The sequence below is a fragment of the Pseudomonas sp. FW305-28 genome (assembly GCF_017351395.1).
GTDB lineage: Bacteria > Pseudomonadota > Gammaproteobacteria > Pseudomonadales > Pseudomonadaceae > Aquipseudomonas > Aquipseudomonas fluorescens_AA.
The window spans coordinates 1-23,892 of the sequence record NZ_JACNDD010000108.1 but is presented as its reverse complement, the minus strand read 5'-3'; the positions used below and the strand labels follow the sequence as shown (position 1 = coordinate 23,892).

Genomic DNA, 23,892 nt, shown 5'->3' with positions numbered 1-23,892 from the left:
GCTCGCTCCCACAATTATTTGATCTGGGATGCCCAGCGCATGGAGCTAAGACCCGGCCATCCCACAGAGTTCCTCAACCCAACCCCAAAACCTTCAAGACAAATGCATATTCGAGCGCTACGTCACGCAATCCCTGGTAGCGCCCGCTCATTCCGCCGTGGCCGGCGCCCAGTTCGGTCTTGAGCAGCAGGGGGTTGTCGTCGGTCTTGGTGGCGCGCAATTTCGCCACCCACTTGGCCGCTTCCCAGTACTGCACGCGACTGTCGTTGTAACCGGCGATCACCAGCAGCGCCGGGTACGCCTGGGCGCGGACGTTTTCGTACGGGGCGTAGGCCCGGATCCGATCATAAACGTCCGGCTCCTCAGGATTGCCCCATTCGTCGTATTCGGTGACGGTCAGCGGCAGGTCCGGGTCGAGCATGGTGTTGAGCACATCGACGAACGGCACCTCGGCAATCGCAACCTTGAACAGCTCCGGGCGTTGGTTGAGCACCGCGCCGATCAGCAGGCCACCGGCGCTGCCGCCGCTGATCGCCAATTGTTCGGCGGTGGTGAAGCCGTTGGCGATCAAATGCTCGGCACAGGCGATGAAGTCGCCGAACGTGTTGTGCTTGTGTTCCTGTTTACCGGCGCGATACCAGGCTTCCCCCAGCTCGCCGCCGCCCCGCACATGGGCGATGGCAAACGCCACGCCGCGGTCGAGCAGGCTCAGCCGCGCATGGGAAAACCATGGGTCGAGGCTTTCGCCGTAAGCGCCGTAGCCGTACAGGTACAGCGGCACCGGCCGGCCGAGGGCCTCGCGCTTGACCACTAGGCTGATGGGGACTTGTGTGCCGTCCGCTGCCGTCGCCCAGAGCCGCTGGCTGACGTAGGCATCGGCATCGAACGGGCCCAGCACCGGGGTCTGCTTGAGTACGACCTGTTCGCCGCTGGCCAGGTCCAACTGACGGATCTGTGCCGGCCGGTTCAGGGCCTCGTAGCGCAGGCGGATGCGGTCGCTGACGAATTCCAGGCTGTTCTGCACATGCAGGCTGTAGGCCGCGTCCGGCAACTGCACCCGATACGCCGGCAAGTCCTGGGGATGCACCTCGATGATCGGCAGGCCGCCCTCACGCAGGCTCAAGGTCATGGCCCTGGCGTTCAGGCTCAGGCCGTCGATCATCACCGTATCGCTGTGGGGGATCAGGTTCTGCCAGTCGGCCTCGGTCGGCGCCACGCCAGTGTCGGCGGCCTGGTACAGGGCGAAGTTGATCCCGTCGCGGTTGCTGCGGATCAACCAGCTCCATTGGCCATGGAGCAGGCCGTGGTCGACGTCGTATTCGTGGTTTTCCAGGCGTGGCGCCAGGCAGGTGAAGGGCTGTTGCGGTTGTGCGGCGTCCAGTACCCAGACTTCGCTGGTGGTCTTGCTGCCCAGGGACAGGATCAGTTGCTTTTCCGAGCTCGAACGATAGCAATGCAGGAAGAACCGCCCGTCCGGCTCATGGAACACTTCTTCGGCGGCGGTGCCGTCCAGGCGATAGCGCCAGAGTTTGTGGGGGCGGTGGGTGTCGTCCAGTTCACCAAAAAACAGCGTCAGGCTGTCGTTGGCCCAGGTCATGCTGCCGTCGCAATTGTCGAAGGACAGTTCACTGATCTTGTCGTTGGACAATTCCTTCACGAACAGGGTGTAGATCTCGTCGCCCGTGGTATCCAGGCTGTAGGCCAGGCGCTGGTGGTCGGGGCTGATGCTGAAGGCGCCCAGGGCAAAGAATTCACCGCCGGCCAGCGCGTTCGGGTCCAGCAGCAGTTGTTCGTGGCTTTCGTCCACGCTCAGGCTGTCATCGGCCGGGCGTGGGCAGCGGTAGTGGCGCGGGTATTCGTCACCGGCCGTGGTGCGGGTGTAATACAGGTACGGGCCCCAGGGCGAGGGCAGTGACAGGTCGGTCTCGAGGATCCGGCCCTTGATTTCCTGGAACAGGGTTTCGCGCAGTTCGGCCTGATCGGCGAGTTGCGCCTCCTGATAGCTGTTTTCCGCCTTGAGGTAGTCGAGCACGGCGTCGGTGTCGCGCTCCTGCAGCCAGGCGTACGGGTCAACACCGGCGTCCCTGCGGGCAATCGGGGCGTTGGAAACGTGGGCAGATAGGGACATGAAAGGCTCTCGAACGTTGTACGAAAAGGGACACGCGGCCTGGACAGAACCCACCACACAGGCCATTCGCCAGACGCCGGGGCAGCCTGACGCGCGAAAAGCCGTTACTATAAGCGTCTCTTTGCCTGCCTTGCCATGGACACCATGACCGAGAATGACTATCTGATCGCCTGGGGCCTCTACGCCTTCGCTGCCCTGGGCTGCCTGCTGGTGTGGATGCGCATGACCCGCTGGATGTGGCGCTGGTTGCGCGAACCGCTGCGCTTGCTGATGGCGGTGTTGCTGTTCAGCCCCACCGTCGTCGACCCGGTGAAGGACAAAGTCGCCCCGGCCTTGGCCATTGTCGCCCTGGACATCTTGTTCAAGGTCGGCAACAACGTCTGGCGGGCGGCGTCCGATCTGCTCATGTACGGCATGATCGCTTTCGGCCTCTATCTGGTGATCGTGCTGATCCGCTTCCCCATCGAGCGCGCCGCCAACGCACGCAAGGAACGGGCGGCCGCCGCCAAAGCCGCCGCCGCGGCCGATGAGCCAGAGGACGAACCACCGTTCGGTGTGGCCGGTGATGACCGCTACGGTCGCCCGCCTGTGCCGAGCAACCCCCAGCGTTCGCGTATCGAACCGCGTCTGTAAGCAGGCCTGCCCCTTGAAGCGAGAGTTCGAGCATGTGTGAGTTACTGGGCATGAGCGCCAATGTGCCGACCGACATCGTGTTCAGCTTCACCGGGCTGATGCAGCGCGGTGGCAAGACCGGGCCGCACCGGGACGGGTGGGGCATCGCCTTCTATGAAGGTCGTGGCCTGCGCCTGTTCCAGGACCCGGCCGCCAGCAGCGAATCGGAGGTGGCGAATCTGGTGCAACGCTATCCGATCAAGAGCGAAGTGGTAATCGGGCATATTCGCCAGGCCAATGTCGGCAAAGTCTGCCTGTCCAACACCCACCCGTTCGTGCGTGAGTTGTGGGGGCGCAACTGGTGTTTTGCCCACAACGGCCAGTTGGCCGATTTCCAACCGGGCGTGAGCTTCTACCGCCCGGTGGGCGACACCGACAGCGAAGCGGCCTTCTGCGATCTGCTCAACCGCGTGCGCCAGGCCTTCCCGGAGCCGGTGGAGGTAGAGCAGCTGCTGCCGTCGTTGATCGAGGCCTGCAGCGAATACCGCAGCAAAGGCGTGTTCAACTGCCTGCTCAGCGATGGCGACTGGCTGTTCTGCTATTGCTCGACCAAACTGGCCCAGATCACCCGTCGCGCGCCGTTCGGCCCGGCGCGGCTCAAGGACGTGGATGTGATTGTCGATTTCCAGGCGGAAACCACGCCCAACGACGTGGTCACGGTGATCGCCACCGAGCCCTTGACCGAAAACGAAACCTGGACCCGCTACGAACCGGGCCAATGGAGCCTGTGGCGACGCGGCGAATGCGTCAGCCACGGCCGGACCGAATAAGGACGTCACGTTATGTTGCTCAGTTATCTACGGCTGGTGTTGTTCGCGGTGGGCCTGTTGGTTGGGGTCCAGGTGCCGGGCTTCATCAATGATTACGCCAAGCGGGTCGAGGCTCACCTGATCGAGGCGCAGACCGGCCTGCAAGGTTTCCAGGGCACCGCCAACCAGTTCTTCAAGGGCGACATGCAGGCCCTGGTGGCCCATTACCGCGCCAGCGAGGACCCGATCTTTCGCAGCGATGCTGACAGCCTGAACACCTTGCTCGTGCGCCAACAGGCCCTGGACAAACAATTCCAGGCCATGCAGGGCCCGTGGTACATCCGCCTGCTGCAAGTGGCCCTGGCCGCCGATCCGGACATTCGCAAGGAAACCTGGAACGGCTACAGCTACCAGATCCTGCTGACCCCCGAAGCCATGATCTGGGGCATCAGCGGCGCGATGTTGCTGTCGTTCGGCCTGGAATGCCTGTTCCGCCTGATCGACTGGGTGGTGTTGGGCGGCAAGCGCTTGCGTCAGAGCCGGCCGATTGAAGAGCGGGATTTGCGCGGGTTGTAAAGCCGTAGCTGGCTTCTGTGGCGAGGGAGCTTGCTCCCGCTGGTCTGCGCAGTAGACCCAAACCTGCTGGATAACATCAACCTGACACTGCGCGGTGCCTGGTTTTGGGACCGCTGCGCGGTCCAGCGGGAGCAAGCTCCCTCGCCACAAGCCTGTTCAGCCAGACCAATCGATGCACCTAATCAAGTTTTTCTTATGACCCAGCCAGGGTTTTATTCGTTGGACGGGATCGGCCGCGCGCTCAAGAATCGGGGCAACGGTCTCCACGTCAGCGTCGTCGAGACTCACAACAATAAAACCGTGGAGAACCACCATGAGTGCACCCGACACGCTCGGCGTCCCCCAACCCCAGGCCCGTTCTGGCCCGTTCGATTGGTATCGCAACATCAACCAGCAGGAACGTCGCACCTTCTGGAGCTGCAAGATCGGCTACGCCCTGGACGGCATGGACACCCAGATGCTCAGCTTCGTGGTACCGACCCTGATCGCGATGTGGGGCATCACCACCGGCCAGGCAGGCCTGATCCACACCAGCACCTTGATCGCCTCGGCCATTGGCGGCTGGGTGGCGGGCATTCTCTCCGACCGGATCGGTCGGGTGCGCACCCTGCAACTGACGGTGCTGTGGTTTGCGTTCTTCACTTTCCTGTGCGGCTTTGCCCAGAACTACGAACAACTGTTGATCGCTCGCACATTGATGGGTTTCGGCTTCGGCGGCGAATGGACCGCCGGTGCGGTGTTGATGGGCGAGGTGATCCGTGCCAAGGACCGTGGCAAGGCGGTGGGCATGGTGCAGTCGGGCTGGGCGCTGGGCTGGGGTATGACGGCGATCCTGTATGCGCTGCTGTTCTCGGTGCTGCCGCCGGAAGACGCCTGGCGCGCACTGTTCATCCTCGGCATCGTACCGGCAGTGTTCGTGATTTTCGTCCGCCGACTGGTCAAGGATCCGGAAGTCTATAACCAGACCAAGGCCCGGCTGACGCCGGAAAACCCGGCGAAGTTCTACGAGATTTTTGCCCCCGGCATTCTCTTCACCACCCTTCGCGCCTCGCTGCTGACCACCGGTGCCCTGGGCGGTTACTACGCCATCACGTCCTGGCTGCCGACGTTCCTGAAAAATGAGCGTGGCCTGAGTGTATTGAGCACCGGCGGCTACCTGGCGATGGTGATCGTGGGTTCCTACGTGGGCTATGTCATCAGTGCGTACCTGTCGGACATCCTGGGGCGCAAAAAGAACTTCGTCCTGTACGCCGTCGGCTCCTTCACCATCGTCCTGCTGTATACCCAGGTGCCGGTGAGCAATAACGTGATGCTCTGGCTGGGCTTCCCCTTGGGGTTCTTCGCGTCGGGCATGTTCAGCGGCATGGGCTCGTTCCTCACCGAACTGTTTCCTACGCGCATTCGTGGTTCGGGCCAAGGCTTCTGCTACAACATTGGCCGGGCGGTGGCGGCATTGTTCCCGCTGTTGATCGGTATTCTGAGCCAGAAGGTGCCGCTGAGCGTGGGTATCGGGGCGTTCGCAGCGGTGTCCTATGGCGTGGTGATCCTGGCGGCCCTGAGCCTGCCGGAAACCCAAGGCAAGCAGTTGGAAGCCGAGTAACTGATAACCTGTGGGGCACGTGCCCCACAGTTAAACAAAGAAAGAACCTACAGGAGCGTTCACCGTGAACCGCCTGCTATTGAACTGCGACATTGGCGAAAGCTTCGGCAGCTGGACCATGGGTCTGGACGCCGAGGTGATGCCCTTCATCGATTGCGCCAACATCGCCTGCGGCTTCCACGCCGGCGACCCGAGCATCATGCGCAAGACCGTCAGCCTGGCCCTGAGCCACGGCGTGCGGATCGGCGCGCACCCGGCCTATCAAGACCTGGCGGGCTTCGGCCGCCGTTCCATGGCCTATGGTGCCCAGGAATTGCAGGACTTGCTGCATTACCAGATCGGCGCCCTCGACGGCATCTGCCGGGCCCAGGGCGGGCAGGTCAGCTACGTCAAGCCCCACGGCGCGATGTACAACGACATGATGGCCAACCCGGCGCAACTGCGCGCGGTGATCCAGGCTGTCGCGGCCTATGATCGGCAACTGCCGCTGATGCTCATGGCGACCCGGGACAACAGCGCCGCCCAGGCCTTGGGCGACGAGTATGGCCTGACCCTGTGGTTCGAAGCCTTTGCCGATCGCGCCTACGACAGTGCCGGCCGCCTGGTTTCGCGGCAAGCGCCGGGCGCGGTGCACCACGATCCCGAGGTCATCATCGGGCAGGCCCTGACCATTGCCCGCGGCGATGCGTTGACCGCCAGTGATGGCAGCGCCTTGCACCTGAAGGCCAATACCTTGTGCGTGCACGGTGACAACGCCAGCTCCGTGGCGGCCGTGCAACGCATCCGCGAAGCCCTGGACCGGCAGCGTACGCCATGAAACCACGCTTGGAAGTGGTGGCGGTGGACTGCCTGATGGTGCGCCTGTTCGACGAGATCGCCGAGGCCAACATGCCCTGGATGCTCGCCGCCTGCGAGCGCCTGCGAGCGGTGTTTGCCGAACACCTGATCGATCTGGTGCCGTCCTACACCACCTTGATGGTGCATTACGACTTGCTCGCCCTGGACCCGGCCCAGGCCCGCGAATTGATCGATGAGGCGCTGCATGACCTCTCCCCGGATGCCCGGTCCGCCGGCCAATGCCACGTGCTGCCGGTGTGGTACGACCTTAGCGTCGGGCCGGAACTGGCGCTGCTGGCGAGCCGCAGCGGCTTGACGGTCGCCCAGGTGATCCGTCGCCACAGCGAACGCGAGTACCAGGTGTTTGCCCTGGGCTTCGCGCCCGGCTTCGCCTTCATGGGGCTGGTGGACGAAGCATTGGCTGCACCGCGCCTCGACACGCCGCGCAAGCGCGTGGCCGCAGGCAGTGTCGGCATCGCCGAACGCCAGACCGCGGCGTATCCGGTGGTGTCGCCCGGCGGCTGGAACCTGATCGGTCGCACCCCGGCCAAACTGTTTGATCGTGAGCGCGACGGCTACAGCCTGATGCAGCCGGGGGACACGGTGCGTTTTGCCCCCGTGGACCACGCCGAATTCATCGCACTGGGTGGCGACGACACACCGCTGGAGGCCCAGGCATGAGCCGGTTGTTGATCGAGGCCAGCACACCGCTGTGCCTGTTGCAGGACGCCGGCCGCTTCGGCGTGAGGCACCTGGGCGTGACCCAGGGCGGGGCGGCGGACTGGCTGTCGATGGCCTGGGCCAATTGGATGCTCGGCAATGGCCTGGACGCGGCGGTGGTGGAGATTACCCTCGGCGGTTTTACCGTGGTGGCCGAAGAGGATTGCGTGCTGGCGCTGGCCGGGGCGGACCTGGGCGCGCGAATAGACGGCCAGGGCGTGGCGTCGTGGCGCTTCTTCAGCCTGCGCAAGGGCCAGGTGCTGGCGCTCACCCAGCCGGTGCTCGGTGCCCGGGCCTACCTGGCAGCCCCTGGCGGTTTCAATGCGCCTGCGGTGCTGGGCAGCCGGGCGACGGTGGTGCGCGAGGAACTGGGTGGCCTGGATGGAAGGGGGCGGGCGCTGAGTCGCGGCGCGCACTTGAGCTATTCAGGCACGGCGACGCCGCGGCCCATGCCGCACACGCGGATTCCGGATTTCCAGCAAGCGCAGCCGCTGGACCTGATCCTGGGGGCGCAGAATGGCGCGTTCAGCGGACAGAGCCTGTTCGACGCGTTCAACACCCCGTGGACACTGGACAGTCGCGCCGACCGCATGGGCATGCGCTTGCTGGGCACGGCGCTGGAGTATCAGGGGGCGGCGATGATTTCCGAAGGTATCCCCCTGGGCGCTGTGCAGGTGCCGCCGGACGGCCAGCCGATCGTGCTGCTCAATGACCGGCAAACCATCGGTGGTTATCCACGCCTGGGCGCCTTGACCCCATTGGCCCTGGCCCGGCTGGCGCAATGCCTGCCGGGGGCGCAGGTGCGGTTGCGACCGGTGGTGCAGGAGGTTGCGCATCGGCAGCAGGTGGAGTGTTTGCGTAGTTTTCTCGACCGCTAAAAGCATCGCGAGCAAGCTCGCTCCCACAGGGGTCTTATGTACGACGAAGATCCCGTGTGGGAGCGAGCTCGCTCGCGATGAGGCCTGAACAGGCAACCAAAATCTTACTTGGAAAGAAACCGCATCCCTTCCTCCAACCCCCGCAAGGTCAGCGGATACATCCGGTCTTCCACCAACTCGCGCACGATGTTGGTCGAGGCGGTGTAACCCCAGGTGTCCTTGGGGTACGGATTGATCCAGATGAGCTTCTTGTACTTCTCCATGAAGCGCTGCATCCACACATAACCGGCTTCTTCGTTCCAGTGTTCGACGCTGCCGCCGGCCTGGGTGATTTCATAGGGGGCCATGGCGGCGTCGCCGATGAAGATCACTTTGTAGTCGGCACCGTACTTGTGCAGCAAATCCTGGGTCGAGGTGCGCTCGGAAGTGCGGCGCAGGTTGTTCTTCCACACCGATTCGTAGACGAAGTTGTGGAAGTAGAAGTACTCCAGGTGCTTGAACTCGGTCTTGCAGGCCGAGAACAGTTCTTCGCAGATTTTCACGTGGGCATCCATCGAACCGCCGATGTCGAACAGCAGCAACAGTTTGACGGTGTTGCGTCGCTCCGGGCGCATCTGGATGTTCAGCAGGCCGGCGTCCCGGGCGGTGTGGTCGATGGTGCCGTCGATGTCCAGCTCTTCGGCCGCACCCTGGCGGGCGAACTTGCGCAGTCGGCGCAGGGCGATCTTGATGTTGCGGGTGCCCAGTTCCACCTGGTCGTCGAGGTTCTTGTACTCGCGCTGGTCCCAGACCTTCACGGCCTTGCCCTGGCGCTTGCCAGCGTCGCCGACCCGAATGCCCTCGGGATTGAAGCCGCCGGAGCCGAACGGGCTGGTGCCGCCGGTGCCGATCCACTTGTTGCCGCCGGCATGGCGTTCCTTCTGTTCCTCCAGGCGTTTCTTGAATTCTTCGATCAGCTTGTCCAGGCCGCCCAGGGACTGGATCTGTGCCCGTTCTTCATCGGTCAGCGAGCGCTCGAATTCCTTGCGCAGCCAGTCCTCGGGAATCAGCGCCTGGAGGTGATCGTCGAGTTTCTCCAGGCCGTTGAAGTAGGCGGCGAACGCCCGGTCGAACTTGTCGAAATGCCGTTCGTCCTTCACCAGGATCGCCCGGGACAGGTAATAGAACTCGTCCATGTCGGCGAAGATCACCCGCTGTTTCAGCGCGTTGATCAGGTCCAGCAATTCACGCACCGACACGGGCACCTTGGCGGCGCGCATCTCGTTGAACAGGTTAAGCAGCATGGCAATCGCCCTCGCTCTTGTGGGACGAAGAGGATCAGCGGGTGCCGCGACGGCTCATGAACGCCAGGCGCTCGAGCAGTTGCACGTCCTGCTCGTTCTTGACCAGGGCGCCGGCCAGCGGCGGGATGGCCTTGGTTGGATCACGCTCGCGCAGCACTGCTTCGCTGATGTTGTCGGCCATCAGCAGCTTGAGCCAGTCCACCAGTTCGGAAGTGGAGGGCTTTTTCTTCAGGCCCGGCACCTTGCGCACGTCGAAGAACACGTCCAGCGCTTCGCTGACCAGGTCCTTCTTGATGTCCGGGTAATGCACATCGACGATTTTCTGCAGGGTGACGCGGTCGGGGAAGGCGATGTAGTGGAAGAAGCAGCGACGCAGGAAGGCGTCCGGCAGCTCTTTTTCGTTGTTGGAGGTAATGATGATGATCGGCCGCTGCTTGGCCTTGATGGTTTCATCGGTCTCGTAAACGTAGAACTCCATCTTGTCGAGTTCTTGCAGCAGGTCGTTGGGGAACTCGATGTCGGCCTTGTCGATTTCGTCGATCAGCAGGATCACCCGCTCCTCGGACTCGAAGGCTTCCCAGAGCTTGCCCTTCTTCAGGTAGTTGCGCACGTCGTGGACCTTGTCCACACCCAGTTGCGAGTCTCGCAGGCGGCTGACCGCGTCGTACTCGTACAGGCCCTGGTGAGCCTTGGTGGTGGACTTGATGTGCCAGGTGATCAGGCGCGCGCCGAAGGACTCGGCCAGTTGCTCGGCGAGCATGGTCTTGCCGGTGCCCGGTTCGCCCTTGACCAGCAATGGCCGCTCCAGGGTGATGGCGGCGTTCACGGCCAGTTTCAGGTCATCGGTGGCCACGTAGGCGCTGGTGCCTTCGAACTTCATCTGCAATTCCTCGAACGGTGTCGCCGGCCTGGCGAGGCGGGGCGCGCGAAATAGATATCGTGCCCGACTATAACGCGAGGCCCCGCCGACTGTGAACGCAGACGCTGTATTCAGTCTCTGAATGGGGCGTCACATGTTGACTCAGTCTCGGCTGCTTGCCAGTGGGCAATTGGCTGGAATGCATCGGTGGTCATGATCCGCGCTTGGTGGCGAGGGATATCATGGGGCCAAGGCCACAGGCCTAGTCGGTCGAAGGCGGTGGCTGTTCATAACGGGCGTTGAACGCCTGGACGAAACCGTTGCGCAGGATCTGCAGGAAGGCTTCGAAGGCGCTGATGTCCTGCTGATGAACGTTGCCGCTGAGTTCCACCCGGGTGGCGAACTGGTTCTTGCGCTGGTTCTTGAGGGCTGTCTCACCCGTGCCGACCAGCGCTTCCCAGACCGAGCGGAAGATGTTCTTGTTCTTGTTTTCCACGTCCTGCTGCCAATCGAACACGTCGACATCACGCAGCAGTGGCTTGATGTAGCCGCGGAGTCGGGCGTTGTCGGCTTCGGCCTCGACCACCAGGTCGCCGTGGCCGGCATTGAAATCGAACTTGCCATAGGCTGCGGCGAAGTCGTTCAGGCGCTTGAGTTCGATGTTCGTGGCCCGTAGGCGGAAATCGAAGTCCTCGAAGTTGCTCAACGGGTCGAAGGTTGCCTGCATTTCCAGGGGCGCATGTTCGGCCACCAGGGCCTTGCCCTCGAAGCGGGCGTCGCGCTTGCCTTCGGTGTCGACCACGTTGGTCAGGTTGTAGAAGCTGGCGTTGACGTCGGTGGCCCGCAGGTTGACCGGTGGCTTGGAGTTGAAATTGCGAAAGGTGACCTTGCCATCCCTGATGCGTACTTCGTTGAAGGTGATGGGCAAGAGTTTGCCCAGTTGCTCGCGCCAGTTGGTGCCCCGGCCGGTCTGGGAGTTCTGCCGGTTGGCTCCGCCGTCGACGAAGTTCACCTCTGGACGGGTGAATTCCACCTCGGCCACCACCGCGTGGTCGTACCACAGCGAGTGCCAGCTCACCGACAGGTCCACCAGCGGTGCGCTGACGAACGGTACCGGGACCTTGCCGTCGACCTTGACGATTTCCAGGCCGTTGATCCGATAGGCACCGCGCCACAGGGCCAGGTCCACATCGGTGATCTGGCCGCGATAATCGCCCATGTTGGCCAGTTTGTCGTTCAGGTAGTCGCGTACCAGGTACGGCAGGGCGAAATGCAAGGCCACCAGCACCGCGACGAGGGTGGCGAACACCCACAGTGGCCAGCGATATCGACGCTTCATGTCAGTCAGTCTCCAGCGTTTGTTGGGGGAGCGCCTCCTAATGCCATTGACTGTCGCAACAACGGGAACGTTCGGTGCAACTGGACGCCCATGGGCAACAGGCATACCTTTAAAGGCTTAAATTCTCGCCGCATCAAGGACCCAGCCATGAGCCGTATATTCGCTGACAACGCCCATTCCATCGGCAATACGCCACTGGTACAGATCAACCGCATTGCGCCGCGCGGTGTGACTATCCTGGCCAAGATCGAGGGGCGCAACCCAGGGTATTCGGTCAAGTGCCGGATCGGCGCGAACATGATCTGGGACGCTGAAAGCTCGGGCAAACTCAAGCCGGGCATGACCATCGTCGAACCGACCTCGGGCAACACCGGGATCGGCCTGGCGTTCGTGGCCGCCGCCCGTGGCTACAAGCTGATGCTGACCATGCCGGCCTCCATGAGCATCGAGCGCCGCAAGGTGCTCAAGGCCCTGGGGGCGGAGCTGGTGCTCACCGAACCGGCCAAGGGCATGAAGGGGGCCATCGAGAAGGCCGCCGAGATCCTGGCCAGCGATCCGTCCAAATACTTCATGCCGCAGCAGTTCGATAACCCGGCGAACCCGGCGATCCACGAAAAAACCACCGGCCCGGAAATCTGGAACGACACCGACGGCGCGGTGGATGTGCTGGTGGCGGGCGTGGGCACCGGCGGAACCATTACCGGGGTTTCGCGGTATATCAAGAACACCTGTGGCAAACCGATCTTGTCGGTGGCGGTCGAACCTGAGGTTTCGCCGGTGATTACCCAGGCGATGGCGGGCCATGAGATCAAGCCCAGCCCCCACAAGATCCAGGGAATCGGTGCCGGGTTCGTGCCGAAGAACCTCGACCTGTCGATCGTCGACCTGGTCGAGCGGGTCACTGACGACGAGTCCAAGGCCATGGCCCTGCGCTTGATGCAGGAGGAGGGCATCCTCTGCGGGATTTCCTGTGGTGCGGCGATGGCCGTGGCTGTGCGCCTGGCGGAAAAACCGGAAATGCAGGGCAAGACCATCGTCGTGATCCTGCCGGATTCGGGCGAGCGGTACTTGTCGAGCATGTTGTTCAGTGATTTGTTTACCGAGCAGGAGACTCAGCAGTAGCCGTGAATTCACAGGTGTAGCGAGACGCTTTTGTGGCGAGGGAGCTTGCTCCCGCTCGACTGCGAAGCAGGCGCCCGCAATCCAATGCGGCTCGCCAAATCGCAGGGGCGCGCTCCGCACGCCAGCGGGAGCAAGCTCCCTCGCCAAAAAAGCCCTCGCCATCGTAGGTTGAATGATTGTTCGATGCGTCAGCCAAGGTTCAGGCGGCGCATGTTAGAAAGTGTTTATTGCGTTTCACTCAACAGAGAATGTTGCGTCAGACGGTTTTTACCCGGGCCTGGAGTGGTTAACATGGCCCTCGGCTACGTCGGGCAGTAGGCGTCGCGTCAGTTGTTTTGGACAAGGAGTTATAAATGACCGTTTCGTTTGTCGCCAAGGCCTCGGTGTTGCTGTTGTTCCTGGGCAGCACGCTGTATGTGCATCTGCGCGGTAAGGCGCGTTTGCCGGTATTGCGCCAGTTCGTCAACCACTCGGCGCTGTTCGCCCCCTACAACGCCTTGATGTATCTGTTCTCCGGCGTGCCCTCGAAGCCTTACCTGGATCGCAGCAAATTCCCCGAGCTGGATGTGCTCAAGGACAACTGGCAAGTCATTCGCGACGAGGCCATGCACCTGTTCGACGAGGGTTACATTCGTGCCGCCGAGAAGAATAACGATGCCGGTTTCGGCTCGTTCTTCAAGAAAGGGTGGAAGCGTTTCTACCTCAAGTGGTACGACAAACCGCTGCCGTCGGCCGAGCTGCTCTGCCCCAGGACGGTCGAGCTGGTCAGCCGGATTCCCAACGTCCGGGGCGCGATGTTTGCCCTGTTGCCCGGTGGCAGCCATCTGAATCCGCATCGAGACCCCTTCGCCGGTTCGTTGCGTTATCACCTGGGGCTGTCCACACCCAATTCCGATGACTGCCGGATCTTCGTCGACGGTCAGATCTACGCCTGGCGCGACGGCGAAGACGTCATGTTCGATGAGACCTATGTGCACTGGGTCAAGAACGAAACCCCACAGACCCGCGTAATCCTGTTCTGCGATGTCGAGCGACCCCTGAAAAGCCGGCTGATGACCCGCCTCAACCGCAGCATCAGCGCGTTCCTCGGCCGCGCCACCGCGCCGCAGAACCTGGAGGATGAACACGTCGGCGGCATCAACCGGGCCTATGCCTGGAGCAAGTCGTTCAGTGACGGCATCAGCGGCCAGGTCAAGCAGTTCAAACGCAAGCATCCCAAGGCCTACCGGGTGATGCGGCCGGTGTTGGCGGTGGCGGTGCTGACGGCGCTTGGCTATTGGTTGTTCGTTTAAACATTGCGTAGTCCATCGAGCGCTGGTTATAGTCAGCGCTCTTCGGGTTTTCGAACCCACCCTTCAAGAGATCGGCTCATGCCTGCATCCCCTGTCATCGCGGTCGTGGTTCCAGCGTTCAACGCTGGCGTCGTGCCGTGTGGGAATCAGCAGCCTGCGCAGATCGGTCAATACCCCCCACCTGTCAGTAGCTCATCGGTGTACGCCGTCGTATCACCGCCGGGTGTTGGCATTCAGGGCTGATCGGCAACGGTTGCCATCCCCTGTGCCCGCCTGAAAAAAACTACTGGACTTCAGCTTCGGCTGAGTTGGCTTTTTGCCTGACTACAGGTGGTATCCATGTTTTCCCTTTCCAAAAACGCCTTATTGGCGGCGGCTTCCACGAGCCTGTTCGTTTTGCTGTGGAGCAGCGGGGCGATCTTTTCCAAGCTGGGCCTGGCCCACGCTTCCCCCTTCGCTTTTTTGCTGATCCGTTTTGCCATCGCGCTGTTCGCGTTGGTGCTGTTGATCCCCATGCTCAAGTTCAAGCTGCCCAAGACCGGCAAACCGATGCTGTACGCGGCGACCACCGGGCTGGTGCTGCTGGGCGCCTATCAGATCTTCTACCTGCTGGCCCTGCAGATGAACGTCACCCCCGGAGTGATGGCGACGCTGATGGGCGTGCAGCCGATCCTTACCGTGGTGCTCGTGGAGCGTCAGCGATCCTGGCAGCGCCTGTTCGGCTTGGCGCTGGGGTTGGTGGGATTGGTCATGGTGGTGTACCAGGGCATCGGCCTGGCCGGCATGTCCCTGGCCGGGATGCTTTATGGTTTGCTGGCACTGGTGAGCATGACGGCTGGTTCCATCATGCAGAAGCGCATCACCGATAACCCACTGGGCACGCTGCCAGTGCAGTACCTGGCCGGGTTGGTGTTGTGTGCGGTGTTCGTGCCGTTCCAGCCGTTTCACTTCGAATACAGCACGGGGTTCTTCGTGCCGGTGTTGTGGATGGCGCTGGTGGTGTCGGTGCTGGCGACGTTGCTGCTGTACCGTTTGATTGCTCGGGGCAACCTGGTGAATGTCACCAGCCTGTTCTACCTGGTGCCGGCGGTGACGGCGATCATGGACTACCTGGTGTTCGGCAACCGGCTGGCGTTGTTGAGCTGGCTGGGGATGGCGCTGATCATCGTGGGGTTGGTGTTTGTGTTTCGTAAGAGTCGCTGACCTTTAGAGGCCCGCTGCCTGAACAACCGCTATCGCGAGCAAGCTTTGCTTCCACAGGTCATGTGTAATCCTTGTGGGAGCAGCTTTGCTCCCACAGGTTATATGTAATGCTTGTGGGAGCAGCTTTGCTCCCACAGGTCATATGTAGTCCTTGTGGGAGCAAGGCTTGCCCGCGATGGCCTATTCAGCCACACCGAAGGATTACCGGGCAGATGCTTCAGCCGGTTTCACCACCCCAGGTTTCAACACCAACCACAACGCCGCCGCAATCAACACCCCGCCATACAAATGCGCCATCCCCAACGGCTCGTCCAGCAGCAACGCCCCCCACAACACGCCGAACGGCGGGATCAGGAACGTCACGGTCATGGATTTGACCGGGCCGATGGAGCTGAGCAGGCGGAAGTAAAGAATGTACGCCAGCGCGGTGCACACCAGCCCCAGACCCAGCAGGGACAACCAGACGCTCCAGCCCCCCCAGCTGGCCGGCGGCTGGCTGATGACGCTGTAACCAAACAGCGGCAGCAAGAACACCGTGGCACCGAACATGCTGCCCAGGGCCGAGAGGCGGCTGTCCAGGCCTCCTTGGTGATCGAGCCAGCGCCGGGTGAGGAAACCGGCAAAGCCGTAGCAGGTCGTGGCCAGCAGGCAGGCGAGGGCGCCCATCAACAGTTGCAGGTCGAAGGCCACCGGGCCGGCGCGGGTCAGGATGCCAACGCCGAGCAGCCCGAGGAAGACACCGCTGACCTTGGCCGGGGTCAGTTGTTCGCTGAAGAACAGGCCGCCGATCAATACCCCCATCAATGGCGTGGTGGCATTGAAAATCGCCGAATAACCGGCCGGCAGCACCTGGGCCGCCAGCGAATAAAACGTGGCCGGAATGCCCGAGTTGATCAGGCCCAGCACCATCACGACTTTGAGCTTGCCGCGAAAATTCCAGTCGACGCGCATCAGGGCCAGGATCACCAGCAGCCCGACGAAGGCGATGGACACGCGAAAGAATGCAGTGGGGAGGGTGCCAATGACGGGGGCGATGATGCGCATGAACAGGAAGCTGGCCCCCCAGATGGCGGCCAATGACAGTAAACGCAGGATATCGACGAGGTTCACGAGCCACTCCTTCCTTGATGGGGTGGCAAGTGTCGCCGTCCTGCATAGCGATGGCAATGGTTGCGTTGGCGCGTGATTGGCCTCTAAGCTCAGTCGCCAATAACAAGCATGACCCGCCGAGGTTTACCCTATGCCACAGCCATGGCCCGCCCTCGAAATCGCCCGTTCGATCCTCGACGGCTTCGACGATTATCGTGAGCATTTCCGGCAGATCACCGACGGCGCCCGCGCCCGGTTCGAGCAGGCCCTGTGGCTGGAGGCCCAAGCGGCGTCGGCGGCGCGGATCAATTTGTATGAAGAAAAAGTCTTCGAAACCGTCGCCAGGCTGCACAAGGCCTTCGATGACGAAACACTGATGGATGTGGGCTGCTGGCCGCTGGTCAAAAGCGCCTACATCAGCCTGATCGACCTGCGTTTCGACGATGAACTGTCGGAAACCTGGTACAACTCGATCTTCTGCGGGCTGTTCAGCCACGACCTGATCAGCGACGGCACCATGTTCATCCACACCACCCGCCCCAGCCTGCGCCGGGCCCGTGCCGCCCAGACCCGCACCTACAAGCCCCAGGGGCAGTTGGACCGGATGCTGGCCAGCGTGTTCGCCGATTACCGGTTCAGCGAGGACTACGGCGACCTGCCAGGCGACCTGCAGCGCCTCGAGACGCAGTTGCGCGAGAACCTGCCGGACTGGGTCTGCAAGGACCCGGAACTGACGGTGGAGCTGTTTTCCTCGGTGCTCTACCGCAACAAGGGCGCCTACCTGGTGGGCCGGATCTTTACCCGCGACGACCAATGGCCGCTGGTGATCCCGCTGCTGCACCGCGAGGGCCGGGGTATCCAGATCGATGCGCTGATCACCGACGAGGCGCAGGTGTCGATCATCTTCTCGTTCACCCGCTCGTACTTCATGGTGGACGTGCCGGTGCCGGCGGAATTCATCGGCTTTCTCAAGCGCATCCTGCCGGGCAAGCACATCGCCGAGCTGTACACCTCCATCGGTTTCTACAAGCACGGCAAGTCCGAGTTCTACCGGGCGCTGATCAACCACCTGGCGAACACTGACGACCAGTTCATCATGGCCCCCGGCGTGCGCGGGATGGTCATGAGCGTGTTCACCCTGCCGGGCTTCAACACGGTGTTCAAGATCATCAAGGACCGCTTCTCGCCGTCGAAAAACGTCGACCGGGCCACGGTGATCGAGAAGTACCGACTGGTGAAAAGCGTCGATCGGGTCGGGCGCATGGCCGATACCCAGGAGTTTGCCGATTTCCGCTTTCCCCTGAGCAAATTCGAGCCGGCCTGCCTGGAGGAACTGTTGGAAGTAGCACCTTCCACGGTGTCGGTGGAAGGCGAGACGGTGCTGATCCGGCACTGCTGGACCGAACGCCGGATGACGCCCCTGAACCTCTACCTGGAAAACGCCAACCCGGACCAGGTGCGCGAGGCGCTGGAAGACTACGGTCTGGCGATCAAGCAACTGGCGGCGGCCAATATCTTCCCCGGCGACATGCTGCTCAAGAACTTCGGCGTGACCCGCCACGGTCGCGTGGTGTTCTATGACTACGATGAAATCTGCTTCCTCACCGAAGCCAATTTCCGCCACATCCCCGAGCCCCGTACCCCGGAAGATGAAATGGCCTCCGAGCCCTGGTATTCCATCGGGCCGCTGGACGTGTTTCCCGAAGAATTCCCCCCGTTCCTGTTCGCCGACGCCGGGCAGCGCAAGCTGTTCGACCAGTTGCACGGCGAGCTGTACAACGCCGACTACTGGAAAAGCCTGCAAGAGGCGATCCGGGCGGGGAAGGTGATCGATGTGTTCCCGTATCGGCGTAAAGACCTGGACAGCGAATAAGCGCCAAGCTCCCTCGCCACAAGCAGCCTTGACGCAAATCCCCTGTGGGAGCGAGCTTGCTCGCGATAGCGGTGTATCAGTCGACATCAACGCAGGCTGAACCACCGCTATCGCGAGCAAGCTCGCTCCCACAAGGGGGTGGCGCTGGGCTGCTTTGCGTGTTCGGCGCAATGGCTGCAAATCTGCGACAATCCGCCCCCTGCACAAACCGACGACCCTTGCGTACCTGATGACTGACCAAGCCCCCGCTATCGACAAGCTGCTGAAAAACCTCGACCACGCCATGCTCGCCGACCGTCACCGGTTGCGGCGCCAGTTGCTCGAGCTGCGCAAGACGCCCGACGAGGCCAAGCTGACCCAGTGGGTGGCGCGCATGCAGGCGTCGTGCGACCAGGTGCTGGCGCGCAAGGCGAGCCTGCCGGTGATCCGCTATGACGACAATCTGCCGATCGCCGCCAAGCGCGACGAAATCAAGGAGGCATTGCTCAAGCACCAGGTGCTGATCATTGCCGGCGAGACTGGCTCGGGCAAAACCACGCAGTTGCCGAAGATCTGCCTGGAAATCGGTCGCGGCCAGTACGGCTTGATCGGCCACACCCAGCCGCGCCGGATTGCCGCCCGCAGCGTCGCAAGCCGTGTCGCCGAAGAACTGGCCACGCCGTTGGGGGCGTTGGTGGGGTATCAGGTGCGCTTCGAGGACCAGAGCGACGCCAACACCCTGATCAAGCTGATGACCGATGGCATCCTGCTGGCCGAGACCCAGAACGACCGCTACCTCGAGCGCTACGACACGATCATCGTCGACGAAGCTCACGAACGCAGCCTGAACATCGATTTCCTGCTCGGCTACCTCAAGACCCTGCTGCCGCGTCGCCCAGACCTTAAAGTGATCATCACCTCGGCGACCATCGACCTGGAGCGTTTCTCCAAGCACTTCGATGACGCGCCCATCGTGGAAGTCTCGGGCCGCACCTTCCCGGTGGACACCTGGTATCGCCCGCTGACCCTGGAGCAGGACGAGGAAGGCAACCGGGTCGAGGACGACTTGACCGTCGACCAGGCGATCCTCGCCACCCTCGATGAAATCGCCGCCTACGAGCGCAGCGAGCGCCGCAGTCCTGGGGATGTGCTGGTGTTCCTGCCGGGCGAGCGGGAGATTCGCGACGCCGCGGAGATGCTGCGCAAGGCCCAGCTCAAGCACACCGAGATCCTGCCGCTGTATGCGCGTTTATCGCCGGCCGAACAGCAGCGGATCTTCCAGTCCCACCCGGGCCGTCGCGTGGTGCTGGCGACCAACGTCGCCGAAACCTCGCTGACCGTGCCGGGTATCCGCTACGTGATCGACAGCGGTACCGCGCGCATCAGCCGCTACAGCTATCGGGCCAAGGTCCAGCGCTTGCCCATCGAGGCTATTTCCCAGGCCAGCGCCAACCAGCGCAAAGGCCGTTGCGGGCGGGTCGAGCCGGGGATTTGCGTGCGGTTGTACAGCGAGGAAGATTTTCTTGGGCGGCCGGAGTTCACCGATCCCGAGATCCTGCGCACCAACCTGGCGGCGGTGATTCTGCAGATGCTGCACCTGCGCCTCGGCGAGATCACCGACTTCCCGTTCATCGAGCCGCCGGACGGCAAGGCCATCAGCGACGGTTTCAACCTGCTGCAAGAGCTCTCGGCGGTGGACCGCAACAGTCAGCTGACCCCGCTCGGTCGGCAGTTGGCGCGCTTGCCGGTGGACCCGCGCATGGGCCGCATGCTGCTGGAAGCAGCGAAGCTGGGCAGCTTGCAGGAAGTGCTGATCGTCGCCAGCGCCATGTCGATCCAGGACCCGCGCGAGCGTCCGCCGGAGCGCCAACAGGCGGCCGACCAGGCCCACGCCCAGTGGAAGGATCCGGATTCGGACTTCGCCGGGCTGGTCAACCTGTGGCGCGGTTTCGAAGAGCAGCGCCAGGCCTTGACTGCCAGTCCGCTGCGCAACTGGTGCCGCAAGAATTTCCTCAATTACCTGCGTCTGCGCGAATGGCGTGATTCCCATCGCCAGTTAAGCCTGATCTGCCGCGACATGCAGTTGAGCCTCAATAAGGAGTCGGCCGACTACCCGAAGCTGCACAAAGCGGTGCTCTCGGGCTTGCTCAGTCAGATCGGCCAGAAAACCGAAGACGGTGACTACCTCGGTGCCCGTCAGCGGCGCTTCTGGATTCATCCGTCGTCGGGCCTGGGCAAGAAGCGTCCGCAGTGGCTGATGACCGCCGAACTGGTGGAAACCACCAAGTTGTACGCGCGCATGGTGGCCAAGATCGAGCCGGACTGGATCGAGCCGCTGGCCGGGCACCTGATCAAGAAAAACCACTTCGAACCCCATTGGGAGAAGAAGCGCGGGCAAGTGGTGGCCTATGAGCAGATCACCTTGTTCGGGCTCATAGTCGTCGGTCGGCGGCCAGTGCACTACGGTCCAGTGGACCCGGTGGTGTCCCGTGAGCTGTTCATTCGCGAGGCGCTGGTACGTGGCGAGATCCAGTCCAAGGCCAAATGCCTGGGGGCCAATACCCGCTTGCTGGAGCAACTCGACGAACTGGAAGCCAAGGCCCGTCGCCGCGACATCCTGGCGGACGAGGAAACCCTGTTCGCGTTCTACGACGCCCGTTTGCCGGCCGAGATCCACCAGACCGCGACGTTCGACAGTTGGTACCGGATCAACAGCCAGAAAGACCCGCAATTGCTGATCATGCGCGAGGAAGATGTGTTGGCCCGCGAGGCCAGCGAGGTCACCGCCACGCAGTACCCCGACACCTTGCGTGTCGGTGACCTGACCTTGCCGTTGAGCTATCACTTCGAGCCCAACCATCCCCGCGACGGCGTGACCTTGCGTGTGCCGGCGCCGTTGTTGCCGATGCTGCCGCCGGAACGCCTGGAATGGCTGGTGCCGGGGATGATCGAGGCCAAGTGCATCGCCCTGGTGCGCAACCTGCCCAAGGCCTTGCGCAAGAACTTCGTGCCGGTACCTGACTTCGTCAAGGCGGCGCTGCAACGTATCACCTTCGCCGAGGGCTCGTTGCCGCAGTCCCTGGGCCGTGAGCTGCTGCGCATGACCGGGGCGCGGGTCAGCGACGAAGCCTGGGCCGAAGCGGCCCAGCAGGTGGAAAGCCATCTGCGCATGAACCTGGAAATCGTTGACGGCCAGGGCAAGTTCCTCGGCGAGGGCCGCGACCTGGCCGAGCTGACAGCACGCTTTGCCGAGGCCAGCCAGGCGGCCTTGGCCGTGCCGCAAACGGCAAAAAGCCAGGCACCGGTGGAGGCGAAGGTCTTCGCGCCGGTGGCCGAGAAAACCCAGCAGAAGATCGCCGGGCTGTCGATGACGGTCTATCCGGCGCTGGTGGAAGAGGGCGGCGTGGTCAAGGAAGGGCGTTTCCCGACCCCGGCCGAAGCCGAATTCCAGCATCGCCGCGCCTTGCAGCGTTTGCTCATGCAGCAATTGGCCGAATCGGCCAAGTTCCTGCGTGGCAAGCTGCCGGGGCTGACGGAGCTGGGCCTGCTGTACCGCGACTTGGGGCGCATCGACGGCCTGGTGGAAGATATCCTGCTCGCCAGCCTCGACAGCTGTGTGCTCGAAGGTGAAGCGAGCCTGCCCCGCGACGGCGCCGCCTTGGCTGCCCTGGCCGAGCGCAAGCGCGGCGGCTGGACCGAACACGCCGAACGCCTGGCAAAGCTGACCCTGGACATCCTCAAGCTCTGGCATGGCTTGCAAAAACGCTTCAAGGGCAAGATCGACCTGGCCCAGGCCGTGGCGCTGAACGACATCAAGCAGCAGCTCAGTCACCTGGTGTACCCGGGCTTCGTGCGGGAAACCCCGCATCAGTGGCTCAAGGAGCTGCCGCGCTACCTCAAGGCCATCGAGCAACGCTTCGAGAAGCTGGGCAGCCAGGTGCAGAAAGACCGGGTCTGGAGCGGCGAACTGTCGAACCTCTGGGCCCAATACCAGGCCCGCGCCAGCAAACACGCCCAGGAAGGCAAGCGCGACCCGCAACTGGAGTTGTACCGTTGGTGGCTGGAGGAATACCGAGTGTCGTTGTTCGCCCAGCAACTGGGTACCAAAGTGCCGATTTCCGACAAGCGCCTGGGCAAGCAGTGGGGGCTGGTGGAGGGTTGATGGCCAAGCCACCAAACCCTTGTGGGAGCGAGCTTGCTCGCGATAGCGGTTGATCAGTCAACATCAATGCAGGCTGAACCACCGCTATCGCGAGCAAGCTCGCTCCCACAGGTTTTGTGTCGTAAGTCAGGGAGAATGGGCCAAACCCCCGCGTTTATGGCAAACTTCGCGCCTATAAATGCCGGTCCCGTGGTTTTGAGCTTCAAGGCCTCGGGCGGATCCGGAATAAAGCGATGCCAGGGCTGCTTCCCCGGATGGGAAAAGTCCCTTTGTGTATTGGTACGTCGGTGCCAATACTTTCTGCCTGAACAGATCAGAGACACGACCCATGCATAACGTCGTCATCAGCGGCACCGGCCTGTACACCCCGGCCAACAGCATCTCCAACGAAGAGCTGGTGCAATCTTTCAATACCTATGTCGCGCAATTCAACGCCGACAACGCCGATGCCATCGAGCGGGGGGAAGTCGAGGCATTGACCGAATCCAACGCCGCGTTCATCGAAAAGGCCTCGGGCATCAAGAGCCGCTTTGTCATGGACAAGGACGGCATTCTCGATCCGCAACGCATGACCCCACGCCTGCCCGAGCGCTCCAACGACGAGTGGTCGGTGCTCTGCGAAATGGCCATCGGCGCTGCGAAACAGGCCCTGGAGCGGGCCGGGCGCACGGTCGCCGACATCGACGGGGTCATCGTCGCCTGTTCCAACCTGCAGCGTGCCTACCCGGCCATCGCCATCGAAGTCCAGGAAGCCCTGGGCATCGAAGGTTTCGGTTTCGACATGAACGTGGCCTGTTCCTCGGCGACCTTCGGTATCCAGGCCGCGGCCAACAGTGTGCAACTGGGTCAGGCCCGGGCGATCCTGATGGTCAACCCGGAAGTGTGCACCGGCCACTTGAACTTCCGCGACCGCGATAGCCACTTCATCTTCGGCGACGCGGCCACTGCCGTGATCATCGAGCGGGCGGACCTGGCGACCTCGCCGTACCAGTTCGACGTGGTCAGCACCAAGCTGCTCACCAAGTTCTCCAATAACATCCGCAACAATTTCGGTTTCCTCAACCGCGCCGCGCAAGAGGGCATCGGCAGCCGCGACAAGCTGTTCGTCCAGGAAGGCCGCAAGGTGTTCCGCGACGTTTGCCCGATGGTGGCCGAACTGATCGGTACCCATCTGGAAGAAAACCAACTGAACGTTGGCGACGTGAAACGCTTCTGGCTGCACCAGGCCAACTTGAGCATGAACCACCTGATCGTGCGCAAACTGCTGGGACGTGAAGCCACCGAGGCGGAAGCCCCCGTGATTCTCGACCGCTACGCCAACACCAGTTCGGCCGGTTCGGTGATTGCATTCCACAAATACCAGGATGACCTGCCCAGCGGCTCGGTCGCCGTCCTCAGCTCCTTCGGTGCCGGTTATTCGATTGGCAGCGTGATTTTGCGTAAGCATTGATCTGGTCTGGCTCAGCTTTGATCTGTGCCTTTTCAGTTCCTATCTGGGCTAGTTCAGCTTTTGTGGCGAGGGAGCTTGCTC

The 23,892-nt window shown here is 62.5% G+C and carries 18 protein-coding genes; 13 read left to right on the top strand and 5 right to left on the bottom strand.

Translation table 11 applies throughout. The annotated features are described in order from the left end of the window. Nucleotides 1-73: 73 nt before the first annotated feature. Nucleotides 74-2,128 (bottom strand): S9 family peptidase, encoded by a 2,055-nt coding sequence (locus J4E53_RS22035; protein WP_207268188.1) that lies wholly within the window; start codon nucleotides 2,126-2,128, stop codon nucleotides 74-76. Nucleotides 2,129-2,263: 135 nt separating this feature from the next. On the opposite strand from J4E53_RS22035, the gene J4E53_RS22030 reads away from it, so the two are divergent. From J4E53_RS22030 to J4E53_RS22000, 7 genes are all read left to right on the top strand, one after another. Continuing rightward, nucleotides 2,264-2,761: a hypothetical protein gene (locus tag J4E53_RS22030; protein WP_053120114.1), complete on the top strand. Its 498-nt coding sequence runs from the start codon at nucleotides 2,264-2,266 to the stop codon at nucleotides 2,759-2,761. A gap of 32 nt (nucleotides 2,762-2,793) precedes the next feature. Next, entirely contained in the window at nucleotides 2,794-3,570 is a 777-nt protein-coding gene (locus J4E53_RS22025) for a class II glutamine amidotransferase (protein WP_103310166.1), read from the top strand. 12 nt (nucleotides 3,571-3,582) lie between these two features. Further along, nucleotides 3,583-4,125, top strand: coding sequence for a DUF2937 family protein (locus J4E53_RS22020; protein ID WP_003184238.1), 543 nt, complete (start codon nucleotides 3,583-3,585; stop codon nucleotides 4,123-4,125). Nucleotides 4,126-4,438: 313 nt separating this feature from the next. Beyond that, nucleotides 4,439-5,725: an MFS transporter gene (locus J4E53_RS22015; protein ID WP_060738732.1), complete on the top strand. Its 1,287-nt coding sequence runs from the start codon at nucleotides 4,439-4,441 to the stop codon at nucleotides 5,723-5,725. 64 nt (nucleotides 5,726-5,789) lie between these two features. Then, nucleotides 5,790-6,542, top strand: coding sequence for a 5-oxoprolinase subunit PxpA (locus tag J4E53_RS22010; RefSeq protein WP_103310165.1), 753 nt, complete (start codon nucleotides 5,790-5,792; stop codon nucleotides 6,540-6,542). Then, the gene (gene pxpB / locus J4E53_RS22005) at nucleotides 6,539-7,243 is read left to right on the top strand and encodes a 5-oxoprolinase subunit PxpB (protein ID WP_103310163.1); all 705 of its coding nucleotides are present in this window, start codon (nucleotides 6,539-6,541) and stop codon (nucleotides 7,241-7,243) included. The genes J4E53_RS22010 and pxpB overlap by 4 nt, the downstream gene beginning before the upstream one ends. Further along, a complete protein-coding gene (locus J4E53_RS22000; RefSeq protein ID WP_060738729.1) occupies nucleotides 7,240-8,160 on the top strand; it encodes a biotin-dependent carboxyltransferase family protein in 921 nt (306 codons plus the stop codon). The genes pxpB and J4E53_RS22000 overlap by 4 nt, the downstream gene beginning before the upstream one ends. 104 nt (nucleotides 8,161-8,264) lie before the next feature. Here the strand turns inward: J4E53_RS22000 and J4E53_RS21995 are convergent, their stop codons facing one another. From J4E53_RS21995 to J4E53_RS21985, 3 genes are all read right to left on the bottom strand, one after another. Continuing rightward, nucleotides 8,265-9,443, bottom strand: a complete 1,179-nt coding sequence (locus tag J4E53_RS21995; protein WP_003198888.1) for a VWA domain-containing protein — start codon at nucleotides 9,441-9,443, stop codon at nucleotides 8,265-8,267. A 34-nt stretch (nucleotides 9,444-9,477) separates the two neighbouring features. Further along, a complete protein-coding gene (locus J4E53_RS21990; protein ID WP_103310162.1) occupies nucleotides 9,478-10,323 on the bottom strand; it encodes a MoxR family ATPase in 846 nt (281 codons plus the stop codon). A gap of 241 nt (nucleotides 10,324-10,564) precedes the next feature. Beyond that, on the bottom strand, nucleotides 10,565-11,641 hold the full coding sequence (locus J4E53_RS21985) for a DUF748 domain-containing protein (protein WP_103310160.1): 1,077 nt from the start codon (nucleotides 11,639-11,641) through the stop codon (nucleotides 10,565-10,567). Between the two features lie 147 nt (nucleotides 11,642-11,788). On the opposite strand from J4E53_RS21985, the gene cysK reads away from it, so the two are divergent. The 3 genes from cysK to J4E53_RS21970 all read left to right on the top strand — a co-directional run bounded on the left by cysK (nucleotide 11,789) and on the right by J4E53_RS21970 (nucleotide 15,258). Next, nucleotides 11,789-12,763 (top strand): cysteine synthase A, encoded by a 975-nt coding sequence (gene cysK, locus J4E53_RS21980; RefSeq protein ID WP_053120124.1) that lies wholly within the window; start codon nucleotides 11,789-11,791, stop codon nucleotides 12,761-12,763. Nucleotides 12,764-13,116: 353 nt separating this feature from the next. Then, complete coding sequence (locus tag J4E53_RS21975; RefSeq protein WP_103310159.1) at nucleotides 13,117-14,055, top strand: aspartyl/asparaginyl beta-hydroxylase domain-containing protein; 939 nt, start codon at nucleotides 13,117-13,119, stop codon at nucleotides 14,053-14,055. Nucleotides 14,056-14,394: 339 nt separating this feature from the next. Continuing rightward, nucleotides 14,395-15,258 carry a DMT family transporter gene (locus tag J4E53_RS21970; RefSeq protein WP_103310157.1) on the top strand — a complete coding sequence of 288 codons (864 nt, stop codon included), beginning with the start codon at nucleotides 14,395-14,397 and terminating at the stop codon, nucleotides 15,256-15,258. A gap of 201 nt (nucleotides 15,259-15,459) precedes the next feature. On the opposite strand, the gene J4E53_RS21965 is transcribed toward J4E53_RS21970, so the two are convergent. Then, nucleotides 15,460-16,368: a DMT family transporter gene (locus tag J4E53_RS21965; RefSeq protein ID WP_103310155.1), complete on the bottom strand. Its 909-nt coding sequence runs from the start codon at nucleotides 16,366-16,368 to the stop codon at nucleotides 15,460-15,462. A 130-nt stretch (nucleotides 16,369-16,498) separates the two neighbouring features. On the opposite strand from J4E53_RS21965, the gene aceK reads away from it, so the two are divergent. The 3 genes from aceK to J4E53_RS21950 all read left to right on the top strand — a co-directional run bounded on the left by aceK (nucleotide 16,499) and on the right by J4E53_RS21950 (nucleotide 23,811). Then, complete coding sequence (gene aceK, locus J4E53_RS21960; protein ID WP_103310154.1) at nucleotides 16,499-18,220, top strand: bifunctional isocitrate dehydrogenase kinase/phosphatase; 1,722 nt, start codon at nucleotides 16,499-16,501, stop codon at nucleotides 18,218-18,220. 229 nt (nucleotides 18,221-18,449) lie between these two features. Further along, nucleotides 18,450-22,361 carry an ATP-dependent RNA helicase HrpA gene (gene hrpA, locus J4E53_RS21955; RefSeq protein ID WP_103310150.1) on the top strand — a complete coding sequence of 1,304 codons (3,912 nt, stop codon included), beginning with the start codon at nucleotides 18,450-18,452 and terminating at the stop codon, nucleotides 22,359-22,361. Nucleotides 22,362-22,689: 328 nt separating this feature from the next. After that, complete coding sequence (locus J4E53_RS21950) at nucleotides 22,690-23,811, top strand: beta-ketoacyl-ACP synthase III (protein WP_060738721.1); 1,122 nt, start codon at nucleotides 22,690-22,692, stop codon at nucleotides 23,809-23,811. The last annotated feature ends 81 nt before the right edge of the window (nucleotides 23,812-23,892 follow it).